This window comes from Arcobacter venerupis (assembly GCF_013201665.1).
Lineage (GTDB): Bacteria > Campylobacterota > Campylobacteria > Campylobacterales > Arcobacteraceae > Aliarcobacter > Aliarcobacter venerupis.
On the sequence record NZ_CP053840.1, the window covers coordinates 1,531,213 to 1,543,505 of the forward strand.

Annotated in this window: 12 protein-coding genes; 6 read left to right on the forward strand and 6 right to left on the reverse strand. The window is 26.3% G+C overall.

Annotation, left to right across the window (positions count from 1 at the left end; all coding sequences use genetic code 11):
* Positions 1 to 12 precede the first annotated feature (12 nt).
* Entirely contained in the window at positions 13 to 606 is a 594-nt protein-coding gene (locus AVENP_RS07575; protein ID WP_128358508.1) for an MBL fold metallo-hydrolase, read from the reverse strand.
* Between the two features lie 54 nt (positions 607 to 660).
* Between AVENP_RS07575 and AVENP_RS07580 the strand changes: the two genes are divergently transcribed.
* Both AVENP_RS07580 and AVENP_RS07585 read left to right on the forward strand, forming a co-directional pair.
* Complete coding sequence (locus tag AVENP_RS07580) at positions 661 to 1,479, forward strand: ferritin-like domain-containing protein (protein WP_128358507.1); 819 nt, start codon at positions 661 to 663, stop codon at positions 1,477 to 1,479.
* Positions 1,479 to 2,144, forward strand: coding sequence for a hypothetical protein (locus AVENP_RS07585; RefSeq protein WP_128358506.1), 666 nt, complete (start codon positions 1,479 to 1,481; stop codon positions 2,142 to 2,144). Before AVENP_RS07580 ends, AVENP_RS07585 begins: the two co-directional genes overlap by 1 nt.
* Here AVENP_RS07585 and AVENP_RS07590 read toward each other — a convergent pair.
* The 4 genes from AVENP_RS07590 to dnaJ all read right to left on the reverse strand — a co-directional run bounded on the left by AVENP_RS07590 (position 2,141) and on the right by dnaJ (position 7,958).
* The gene (locus AVENP_RS07590; protein WP_128358505.1) at positions 2,141 to 2,734 is read right to left on the reverse strand and encodes a hypothetical protein; all 594 of its coding nucleotides are present in this window, start codon (positions 2,732 to 2,734) and stop codon (positions 2,141 to 2,143) included. The genes AVENP_RS07585 and AVENP_RS07590 overlap by 4 nt on opposite strands.
* A 23-nt stretch (positions 2,735 to 2,757) precedes the next feature.
* Entirely contained in the window at positions 2,758 to 3,975 is a 1,218-nt protein-coding gene (gene trpB / locus AVENP_RS07595) for a tryptophan synthase subunit beta (protein ID WP_128358504.1), read from the reverse strand.
* Between the two features lie 74 nt (positions 3,976 to 4,049).
* Positions 4,050 to 6,773 carry a transporter substrate-binding domain-containing protein gene (locus tag AVENP_RS07600; RefSeq protein ID WP_128358503.1) on the reverse strand — a complete coding sequence of 908 codons (2,724 nt, stop codon included), beginning with the start codon at positions 6,771 to 6,773 and terminating at the stop codon, positions 4,050 to 4,052.
* A gap of 60 nt (positions 6,774 to 6,833) precedes the next feature.
* A complete protein-coding gene (gene dnaJ, locus AVENP_RS07605) occupies positions 6,834 to 7,958 on the reverse strand; it encodes a molecular chaperone DnaJ (RefSeq protein WP_128358502.1) in 1,125 nt (374 codons plus the stop codon).
* A 127-nt stretch (positions 7,959 to 8,085) separates the two neighbouring features.
* On the opposite strand from dnaJ, the gene recR reads away from it, so the two are divergent.
* From recR to AVENP_RS07625, 4 genes are read left to right on the forward strand one after another with little or no spacing between them, the layout of a single operon-like run.
* Positions 8,086 to 8,658 (forward strand): recombination mediator RecR, encoded by a 573-nt coding sequence (recR, locus tag AVENP_RS07610; protein ID WP_128358501.1) that lies wholly within the window; start codon positions 8,086 to 8,088, stop codon positions 8,656 to 8,658.
* A gap of 21 nt (positions 8,659 to 8,679) precedes the next feature.
* Positions 8,680 to 8,859 (forward strand): uracil-DNA glycosylase, encoded by a 180-nt coding sequence (locus tag AVENP_RS07615; RefSeq protein WP_128358500.1) that lies wholly within the window; start codon positions 8,680 to 8,682, stop codon positions 8,857 to 8,859.
* Entirely contained in the window at positions 8,860 to 10,347 is a 1,488-nt protein-coding gene (locus AVENP_RS07620) for a PAS domain-containing sensor histidine kinase (protein ID WP_128358499.1), read from the forward strand.
* A 9-nt stretch (positions 10,348 to 10,356) separates the two neighbouring features.
* Entirely contained in the window at positions 10,357 to 11,283 is a 927-nt protein-coding gene (locus AVENP_RS07625; RefSeq protein WP_128358498.1) for a dUTP diphosphatase, read from the forward strand.
* Between the two features lie 60 nt (positions 11,284 to 11,343).
* On the opposite strand, the gene AVENP_RS07630 is transcribed toward AVENP_RS07625, so the two are convergent.
* Positions 11,344 to 12,252, reverse strand: coding sequence for a DUF2860 family protein (locus tag AVENP_RS07630; RefSeq protein WP_172664257.1), 909 nt, complete (start codon positions 12,250 to 12,252; stop codon positions 11,344 to 11,346).
* Positions 12,253 to 12,293: the final 41 nt, after the last annotated feature.

The window sequence follows — 12,293 nt, forward strand, 5'->3', positions numbered from 1 at the left end:
CTAAGGCCTTTATTAAATATGTTTTTCCCATTGTTTTAGTGTCTCTATCTCACTTTTCAATGTTGTTTTGTCACCATGACCTGGATAAATATGGAAATCTTCATTCCATTGTAATATTTTATTTAAACTTCGTTTCATTAGTGTAGCATTTGAGTTTGGAAAATCAAATCTTCCAATAGTTCCTTTAAAAATGAAATCACCAGTAAAAAGATATTTGTCAATTTGCAAAGCGCTACATCCTGGTGTGTGACCTGGAAAATGATGGAATTTTATTTTTATTCCTTCAATTTCAATCTCTTCATCAGGATTTACTAAAATATCTGCATATGACGGAGGCATTCCTAATCCATAGGGATCAAGTGTTAACATAAATTCATCATCTTTTGGAGTGTACAATTTTATGTTATAACTATCTTTTACTTCTTGATTAGACCAAACGTGATCAAAATGTCCGTGGGTATTTAAAACTGCAATTGGATTTTTCACATTTCTTTTAACCCAAGCATAGGCATTTACACCTGGATCTATAATTATATCTTTATTGTCAACAGTTATAATATAACAATTCGTTTGATAATCACCCATTGGTTGAACTTTTATATCCATTTTTAACCTTACTTTGCTAAAATTCTATAGATTATATCAAAAAAGAGGTTATTTATGGATTATTTTTTATTTTTAGAGGATATTTTACAAACAAGTAAGCCAAAAGAAAAAATAGAAAAGTTTGAAGTCTTTTATAATAATTTTTTGAATGGGAACTATTTTATGAGTGATTCTTATATACCCTATGAATTTACAAATCCTTCATATCATTCATTTTTAGAAATAGTTAAACCAACAGCTTTACCTGTAATAAAAAATTTTAAATCAATAGAGGGAAAAAAATATTTAGTTCACACTATTTTACATATTGAATATTCAGCGATTGATTTAGCTTTAGATGCAGCTCTTAGGTATAAAGATATGCCAAAAAAATATTATGAAGATTGGCTAGAAGTTGCTAGTGATGAAATAAGACATTTCTTAATACTTGAAGAATTATTAAGTGAAGTTGGTGGAGTTTATGGAGAATTTCCTGTTCATAAAAATCTTTTTGAAGCAATGGAGCAAACACCTGAATTTTTAAGAAGAATGGCAGCAGTTCCAAGGTATCTTGAAGCAAATGGACTTGATCAAAATCCAAAAATAATGCAGAAATTAAATTCAAATAGAGATGAGTTTAATAATAAGTTTTTAAAAGCATTGCAGATTATTTTAGATGAAGAAGTTGACCATGTAAAAAAAGGTGATACTTGGTTTAAGTATGAGTGTGATAGATTAAACTTAGAGCCAGAATCTACATATTTACAAATAATTGAAGAAGTGTTTCCTGGAAGTACAAAAAGAAAAATGGATTTAAACTTTAATGCAAGAAAAGAAGCAGGATTTTCGTGTAATGAGTTAAAATTCTTATCTAAAAAAGAGGATTGTAACTAATGATAACTTCAAATATTGACTCTATTATGGCAAAAATTTCAAGTACAAATAATACAAGTACGGGTGCAACTTCAAATGTATTTTTAAATAATTTAGTTAGCAATTCAGATGCAACTGCTACAACACGAACAAATGCTTTAACTTATGAAAATATAAAAGGTATTTCTTTAGAAGAGATAGATAGTTTATTTGTAAATGAAGATGATAAAAGTATGGCGAAAAATCTAAGACTTGCAACACTTTTTTCAAGTGATGATTATTTATCAAAAGCTTTATTTAATACGGTTTTAGGGCAACCATTTAATATAGGATACTCATATTTAACTAATAGTTATAATGATAAAAGTATGTTTTTATCTTCATCAAACAATAGTAGTTTAGCTGATTTATTATATGAATCAATAACTCAAAAAATAGCTGATCCAAATGCCAAATCAACAGATGTAATATCTCAGGATAAATTAGATGAAATATTAACTGCTGTTAACTCTTTTAACTTTATAAGTGCTTTAACAAATACCTCAAAAAAAGGTTATGATAAATATAAAGATGAAAAAAATGATTACTCATTTTTATATAATGACTACAATTTAAAATATCAAGAGTTAGTTTATAAATACCAAGAATTGGAAAATATAAACAAAACTCTAATTAAACAATTTTAGTAAATATTAATAGTAAGCATTGCTTTTAAAATAGCATCTTCTTCTATCATTTTAAGATTAGAATTTATTTTATGAGTTGATAGTTTTCCTTCAATAGTTTGAAGTATATGCCAAAATCTCTCATTAAATGGAGTATCAAGCTCTTTTATTTTGTATTTTAGGATTATTTCAACAATAGTTTCAATGCAATGAAAATAAAAGATTTTATTTTTTGCTCTTTGAGTTTTATATTTTCTCATCAATTTTAGATTCGCAATAAAAGTATCTTTTTCAATATTTGATAAAACTGCTCTATTTCTTACTTCTGCTTCTTCATCATCTAAATGTTTTGAATAAGAGTCTATCTCTTTATTCATTACATCTTCCAAATCAGGATGGAAATTCAAAAGTACATTTAAAATTTCATCAGGTGTTAGAGCTTTTTCATTTATCTGATGAGAATATTTCTTTTTTTGTTCATATGTATGGTCAATAGCATTTAATATATCAATTGCAAAAGATAAATAAATAAATTTATCTTCTTTACCATCTTTAAATGAAACACCATGTTCACTAATAACTGGTTTTAATCCTGCATACTCTAATTTCATTTCTTTCTATTCCTTATTTGTATTTAAAATTTAGCATTTGGAATAGGGTAGTTCTCTATTACAAAATCAATATCTTTATCACCACGACCACTAAGACTTACTAAAATAGTTTTATCTTTTGGAAGTGTTCGTGCTAGTTTCATAGTAAATCCAATAGCATGAGCTGACTCAAGTGCGGGAATTATTCCCTCAAGTTGTGATAATTTATAAAAAGCATCTACTGCTTCATTATCATCACAAAGTCCAACTTTACTTCTTCCAATCTCTTTTAAATAAGCGTGTTCTGGTCCAACTGATGGATAATCAATTCCGCTTCCAATTGAATAAACAGGAGCTGGATTTCCATTTTTATCTTTTAACATTATAGAGTTAAATCCATGCATGATTCCCTCTTCTCCATAAGTTAAAGTGGCACTGTGTTCACCAATTTTATCACCTTTACCCATTGGCTCAACACCATAAAGATTTACCTCTTTATCATCAATGAATCCAGAAAATAATCCCATAGCATTACTTCCACCACCAACACAAGCTACAACATTATCAGGAAGTTTATCTTCATGCTCAAAAAATTGTTCCTTTGACTCAAATCCAATTACACTTTGGAAGTCTCTTACCATCATAGGAAATGGATGTGGACCAACAACAGAACCAATACAATAAATAGAGTTTTCAGTATCAGCTAAATATGCTTCAAAAGCTGAATCAACAGCCTCTTTTAAAGTTTTAAGACCATGAGTTGCTGGTACAACTTTTGCTCCCAAGATTTTCATTCTAACAACATTTGGATGTTCTTTTTTTATATCAACTTCACCCATGTGAATTTCACACTCTAAACCAAAATAAGCAGCCGCAGTTGCTAAAGCAACACCATGTTGACCAGCTCCAGTTTCAGCAATTACTTTTTTCTTACCTAAATATTTAGCAAGAATTACTTCAGCCATACAATGATTTAATTTATGAGCACCAGTATGATTTAAGTCTTCTCTTTTTAGATAGATTTTTGCTCCACCACAAAATTGTGTAAGGTTTTTTGCAAATGAGATTGGAGTAGGTCTTCCTTGATAGTGTTTTCTAACATATTTTAACTCTTCAATAAATTTAGGAGAGTTTTTTAATTCCAAATAAGCTTGTGTAATTTCAGCAAAAGGTTTTTCTAAAACAGGAGGAATAAATGAACCTCCAAATTTACCAAAAAAACCATTAGCATCCGGATGAGATTCTAAATAAGATTCACTCATATATTAATTCCTTCCATAAAAAATAACTATAATTTAAAAATAAAAAACATTATAATCAATTGCTTTTTAATTCATTATGAAAGAGGGATAGTTATTTTAACATTTGTGCAATTATTAAAAAAAATATCATTAAATTTGTGAGAAGTATTAGTGATTTTAATTTCCCCATTCATACTTGAAGTGATAATTTTATGAGTCATATATAATCCTAATCCTGTACCTTGACTTTTATGTTTTGTAGTAAAATATGGTTCAAATATTTTATTTAAGATAGATTCTTTTATTCCACCTGCATTATCAATTATTTCAATAATAATTTTTTCAGCTTCTTTATATGATTTAATATGAATATATCTATTGGTTTTTTCTATATCTAATAGGGCATCTTTGGCATTATTTAAAATATTTAATATAGCTTGATTTAACTCATTTTCATAACTATTTATAAATAATCCCTCACTCAAGTCTAAAATTAGATTTATATCATGGTTTTTATAAGAGCCTTTTAACATACTAAGGATTTTGTCTATACTTGAATTAACATTAAACTCTTTTTTTATCTTGTCTTCTTTTAGATAATTTTGGAAATCATCAATAGTTTGTGATAAAAACATAGTTGTATTGGTTATATTGTCTATTGTTTCATTAAAGGTTTTATCATCAAGTTGGTCAAACTCTTTTTGTAGTTTCATTCCTGAAGCAGCAGTTGATATTAAACTTAGAGGTTGTCTCCATTGGTGGGCAATATTTCCCATCATTTCACCTAAACTTGCCATTTTTGATTGTTGAATTAAAAGATTTTCTCTATTTTTTATTTCACTCATATCAATAATTGATAAAATAATTGATTGTTGATTCTCAAAAATTACCTTTTTTGATTTAATAAGAATTGGAAATTTTATTTCAAAATTTCTTAAACCAAAAATTTCATAAGTTTGTGAATCGGAATTTTTTATAATATCTTCAAAATTAATAGTTTTATCTGTTTTAAATAAATTAGAAAAAGGTCTATTTAAAAGCTCTTTATTATTAAGGTTAAATATTTTTAAAATTTCAGTATTATAATAAATAATTTCATTGTCACTAACTATTATAATTCCTTCAATAGTTAAATTTACTAAACTTCTAAAAGTTTTAAGAGTATTTTCTAATTCATTTTTAGTATTTTTTAATTTCCTTTGATAAGTAATTAATTGTCTATTTTTATAAAGAACCAAAAGTATAATTAGAATTAAAGGTAAAAAATATTTCCATAATACTGAATAATCAAAAGCTTGAGTATATTCAAGTTTTAACCATTTATTATAGATTTGACTTTTATCATTTGGACTCATTCTTTCTAAAACTTTATTTATAATTGACTGTAAAACTTCATAATCATCTCTAAGCATCATTTGTAAATTAAAATCAATTCCTGTACTTCCTGAAATTTTGACATTACTATATGCGTATTTTTGAATATTATGGGTTAACACAGGTAAATTATCAATTAGTGCATATATTTCATTATTAGATAATAAGGATAAACCTTCTTCAATATTATTTACAAAAACAAAATCCATGTTAGGATACTCTTTTTGTAGTATTTGATATGCTGTGTAATTTTTGCCAACACCGACTTTTTTCCCAAGAAGATAAGAGGGATCTGGAATATAGTTTTTATCTTGTAGTGTTGCAATTCCAATTGGAGCTTTGTAATATATATCTGAAAATATTGCATATTTTTCTCTATCTAATGTTCTTGAAGTTGCGATTATGACATCGCAACTTTTGTTTTTTATACTTTCAAGTGCAATCGAAAAAGATTTTTTAGTTTTTAGATTTGTTTTTAGATTTGCTTTATCTACTATATATTGCCAAAAATCATAACCTAAACCATATGCTTTATGGTTTTCTACAAAATTTATTGGTGCCCAATTGTCAGTAAAAGCTACATTTATAACTTTGTTTTCTATAAAATCTAACTCTTTTTGTGAAAAAGATATACTTTTTTTGTCATTAGACCATTTATTATTTAGCACTTCAAGTTCAGCAGCTGAAATTTTATTAATTGCCTTATTTATAATTTTTACAAGTAATGAAAACTCTTTTTTAACTCCTATATATAATCTATCATCAAAGTTATTAATATTTATTTTTGTTAATATTTTTAATGAATCGGCATATGTTGTATTTATAAAATAGTTTGCAACCAAAGAGTTTTGAATAGTTAATTCAGTTTCATTGTTTTTAATACTTTCAAAAACTTTATCAAGATTATCAAATTCAATAATATTTATTTTTTTATAATTCTCTTTTAAAAATTTAGTTAAGTCCCAATTTTTTACCATTGCAACTTTTTTACCTGATAAATCATCTATATTTATAAAATTAAATTTATTTATTTTTGTGATAATAGAAAATTCTTGAGTGTAGTAGGGTTTTGTATAATTTAAAAAATTTTCTCTTTCTTCGTTATATTCTAAGGCTGGCAATATATCTATTTCACCTGTAGAAAGTTTTGTTATTAGATTATCCCAACTATCACTAATAAAAATAGGTGTAATATCAATTTTAGAAAAAATAAGTTTTATGTAATCAATTGTATATCCTTTTGCTTGATTATCTTCATTATAATCAAAAGGTATCCAATCGTATTCATTTGCAACAGTAATTGTTTTATGAGTATTGATAAATGCTTGTTCTTCTTGTGTAAAATCGGTATTTGTATTAATAAAATTTTGATTTGTTAAAGTATTAGTAGTGTTAGATAAAAGTAAATTATGTAAGAAAAAAAGTAATAGAAGAAATTTATACACTGTTGATTCCTATCTCAGTATTTTCTTCTTGATTATACTGAGATAAGTATTATAAAGTATTTAGCTAAACCACTTTTTAACTTTGTCAAACATATTTTCAAAGTTTTTTTCGTGAGGTTTACTCTCTATTCCAAAACTTTCTTGAAGTTTTTCTAGAAGTTCTTTTTGTTCATCATTTAATGCTTTTGGATATTCAATTTTAATTTGTACAACTAAATTTCCTTTTCCATAACCTTGAACAGATTTAACACCTTCACCTTTGAAAGTAAATTGTTGTTTATCTTTTGCATTTTTTGGAATTTCAAGTTCAACTTCACCTCTTAATGTAGGAACTTTTATTTTTCCACCTAATGCAATTTGTGTAAAGAAAATGGGTGCTTCGTAATAGATATCATCATCATGTCTTACAAAATGAGAATCTTCTTTTACTTTTACTTGTAAATATAAATCTCCTCTTGAGCCATCTGGTGCGATATTTCCTTTATGAGAAACTCGGATTCTCATTCCATCATTTACACCCTCTGGAATATCAACTTTAAAAGAATCTTTAACTTCATCATAACCACTTCCACCACATGATTTACAAGAAGCTGCTGCTGCTTGACCTGTTCCACCACATTTTGGACAAGTTTGAGCAAATGTCATAAATCCTTGTCTTGCATGAACTTGACCTTGTCCATTACAAGTTGTACAAGTTGCTAGTTTCCCATCTTTTGCACCAGTTCCAGAACAAGATTTACAAGCTGTTTTATATTTATAACTTATATCTTTTTTGCATCCAAATACAGCTTCGTTGAATTCTAGTTTTACTTCAATAGTAACATCAAGATTGTAGTTATATGTTTTTTTCTGTTTTCTTCCACGTGAACTGCCACCAAAAGCACTTCCAAACATCTCTTCAAAAACAGAACTTAAGTCATCAAAACCACCAGAGAATCCACCACCTCTTTGTCCATGACCCTCAAGTCCAGCTTTTCCATATCTGTCATAAACAGCTCTTTTTTCTTCATCACTTAATACTTGATAAGCTTCATTTATAGCTTTGAATCTCTCTTCAGCTTCATTATCACCTGGATTTTTATCAGGATGATATTTCATAGCCATTTGTCTATAAGCTTTTTTAATTGTACTTTTATCTGAACCTTTACTAACTTCTAGTAGTTCATAATAATCTATTTCAGTCAATTCTATCCCCTTAAAAAATATTTAAATTAATAAGTCGCGATTTTATCTAAAACTTGATAAATATTGATTGAATTAATAAGTGTATAGTTTTATATAATTTATTAAAAATCTTAGATATAATCCTGCCATGAATAAAGGATTAGAAAAATTTTACGAACTTGTTGAAGCATTTGAATCTTTACCTACTATTGGAAAAAAATCAGCTCTTAGACTTGCTTATCACATTGTTATGAACGACAATTATTGTGGGATTAAAATAGCTCACAGCATTGAAAGTGCACTTAAAAATATTACTAAGTGTGTTCGTTGTGGTTCTATGAGTGAGCATGAAATTTGCGAAGTTTGTTTGGATGAATCAAGGGATAGTTCAAAACTTTGTATTGTTCAAAGTGCTAAAGATATTTTTGTTATTGAAGACTCACGTCAATTTGATGGAAAATATTTTGTAATTGAAGAGTTAGACCAAGAAGTATTGGATTCTTTGCACAAATTTATAAATGATAATGAAGTAGAAAATATTTTATTTGCAATAACTCCATCAATTGCCAATGATGCATTTATCTTATTTATTGAAGATAAATTAAAAAATCACAATATAAAATTTACAAAAATTGCCCAAGGTGTACCAACGGGTGTTAGCTTAGAAAATGTTGATATTTTATCTCTTTCTAAAGCTATACAAAGTAAAGTTGAAATTTAAATTTAAAATTAGAACAAGAACATGGAAAAAAGAATAGTTTGTCAAAAGTGTGTTTATTATTTTGTAACGTGGGAAGCAGGGCAACCTCATGGGTGTAAATCTTATGGATTTAAATCAAGATATCTTCCTTCAATTGTAGTAAAAAATTCAAGTGGTCAAGCTTGTAATTTTTTTGTAGAAAAAAATAAAACAGTAGGATAAATGCAAATAAATCATTTTATTGAGAAAATAGAAAAAGACAAAATATCAATTATTAGAACATGGATAAGTTCAGATTCGGTTATTAAATTGATAAATGACTATTCTATCGATAAAGATTTACTTATTAAAAGATACGCCTTTGGCGTTATTGATCATTATATTCAAGCTGTAAAAAATAATCAAAAAATAGAACATTGTCCAGTAATTATTGATTTTATTAAATATTTAAAAAAACAAAATATCAAAGCTAGTGAACTTTTTTTATTATGGTCATCTTTTAAAAATGCTTTAATGAATTTTGCTTTTGAATTAAATATTCAATCAAAAGAGTTAATGGAGAAAATAGTTTATTATTACGAAGAGATTTTTTCTAGTATTTTAGATATTTATTCAAAATCAATTGCTCAAGTTGAGAGTGCTTTAAATAAATCTATTGATATTGTTGATAAATATGTAATTATGTCAAGAACAGATATAAATGGCATTATAATTAGTGTATCTGCTGCTTTTTGTAAAATTTCTGGTTATGAGTCATTTGAACTAATAGGAAAATCTCATAATATTTTAAGACATCCAGATATGTCAAAAAAAGTTTTTGCAGATTTATGGAATACTATAAAATCTGGGAATATGTGGCAAGGTGAGATTATAAATCGTAAAAAAAATGGCGATTCTTATTGGATAAAAACAACAATTCATCCAAATTTTGATAATAGAGGGAATGTTATTAGTTATGATGCTGTAAATGTGGATATAAGTTCTCAAATAGAACTAAAAAATCAACAAAATTTATTAGTTGAACAATCAAAATCAGCTGCAATGGGTGAGATGATAAGTATGATAGCTCACCAATGGAGACAACCTTTACAAGCAGTTTCTATTTTGATTCAAAAATTACCTTTATTAAAAATGGTGAATGGTGATATTTCAGATGAAATGCTTGATGATGTTGTAAATCAAGTTAGTTCACAACTTGATTATATGTCAAAAACAGTAGATGATTTTAGAGATTATTTTAAACCAAATAAGAGTAAAGAAGAAGTTTTTATAAAAGATGTTATTGAAAAATCTATGGATTTTTTAGCATATTTATTTAAAATAAATTCTATTGAAGTAAAATACCAAAATAGTTCAAATTCATGTTTGAAAATATATTTAAATGAAATAGTTCAAGTTTTTATAAATCTGGCAAAAAACTCATGTGATGCAATACTTGAAAAAAGTATTGAGCATGGAAAAATAGATATTCACACTTATGAAGATAAAAATAGTTTAATTATTGAATTTGAAGATAATGCAGGTGGAATAAAGAGTAATCTTTTGGATAAAATATTTGATCCATATTTCTCAACAAAAAATAATAAAAATGGAACAGGATTAGGATTATACATGAGTAAAACTATTATTGAAGAACATAGTGGTGGAAAGATAAATGTGTATAATACAGATTTTGGAACAAAATTCATAATAAAATTACCATTAAAATAGGAGTTAGCGTTGTTATATAAAGATTTTAAAGAGAGTATTAAGTCATTAGGTTTTGGAACTATTGAAGATTTTATACAATATGCAGGTGTTACATCAGATGATATTTTGAATTGGGAAGAGAAAAATGAAGTTCCTTATTTAATTTCACTTATTATTCATCTTTTAAAGGGTGAAAAAGAGTTATTAGTTACAAATTCAGCTTTAGATAATGTAATTGAAGAGTGTTTACCTCTTGCTTCACTTCTTGAAGAAGTTTCATCTTTTCCACATAAATTAGAAGAGATGTTTTTATTACAAAAGAAATTAAATGATTCTACAAATGGTAATAATTGGGAATTAGGTGTTAACAAATTTGGAAAAGAGATAAATTGGTTAAGATGTATTCATATGGAAGTTGCTGAACTTATTGAATCAACTCCTTGGAAACATTGGAAAAATATCAATGCAGATCCAGATATGAATAATATTCATGTTGAACTTGTTGATATTTGGCATTTTTTAATGTCTTATATTTTACAAGAAACAAATGTTCCAAAAGCAGTTTCATTGGTAAATACTCATTGTATTTATGAAGCATCTCAAGATGTTGATGTAAAGCTTATGGTAAAAGAAGCTGAAAAATTATCTTATATTTCATTAGCAATTGATACAGGAAATATGCCATCATTTAGTGGAATTGAAAGATTTATTGACCAATTTTTTAGATGTTGTAAAATCTCTGGTTTATCTTTTATGTGGTTACAAAAACTTTATATTGGTAAAAACTGTTTAAATCAATTTAGACAAGATAATGGTTATAAAGAAGGTCATTACATCAAAGTATGGAATGGACATGAAGATAATGTTGTGATGGTTGATTTACTTGAAAAAATGGAAGATGTAGGTTTTGATGACTTATATGGAAAATTAAAAGAAGCATACAATAAATGTAAATAGTTTTAATTTATTTTTATAGAAAATTTATCCTAGATTTTTACTAGGATAAATATATTTGAATTAAAATTTATATCCTATTCCAAAAAGAGCAAAATTACTTTTTGCATCATAGAATTCATTATTAGCATTAAGGCTTTCTTGCCCTATTGTAAAGTTAATATAAGTATCTGTAAAGTTAAAAGGTTCTTTATATTCTATTTTTGTAAGTATTTTAAAATTATTAGATTCTATTTTCTCATTAAAAATTGGATTTGTTTTATCATATTGTTTTTTTGAAATATTTGTTAAAACTGTCAAATTAGTTTTACTATTTAAATCTTTAGAAAATCCTAATTCTAAAGCTAAACTATCATAGCTACTTGCTTTTCCATCAGCACTATAATTTTCAAAAATCATATTTGTAAGTAATAGTGTCTCTTCATCTAAAATATTTAAAGATAAAGCATGATTTAATGAAAATAAATTTCTATTTCCATTTCGCTTTAAATCTTCTATTGTATTATCTATATCATATTCTCGTTTACTATATTCGTATTTTATTATTGCTGATGAATAATCTGAAGTATTAAATTCATAAGCTAAAAATAAACCATTTTCATTTATATCTGTCTCTTTTCTATCTTGATTTAATAAAAAAGGGTTTTCCCATTCTTCTTCAAGTAATTTTGATTTTACTCCAAAATAGAAGTCTCCAATAGTCGTGTTTAGTTTTGTACCAATTTTTAAATCAGTTTGTTCTAATTGGAAATAAGCTTTAATATTTTCTGAAAGGTTCTTTCCATAATATGTATTTATATTTGGTATTGCTTTATTCTCAGATTCAGAGCTAGAAAATGATGTAATTTTTTTATTACTATTTGTAGAAAAATTATCTTTTGAGTTTATATATCCTGCCCCTAATTCAAAAAAATTTTCTTCACTTGCAAAAAGAGTACAAGTTAAAATTACGGGGAGTAGTAGTTTTTTCATATGATTCCTTTTTTTTTGATGAGAAATTATAATAAAAAAAG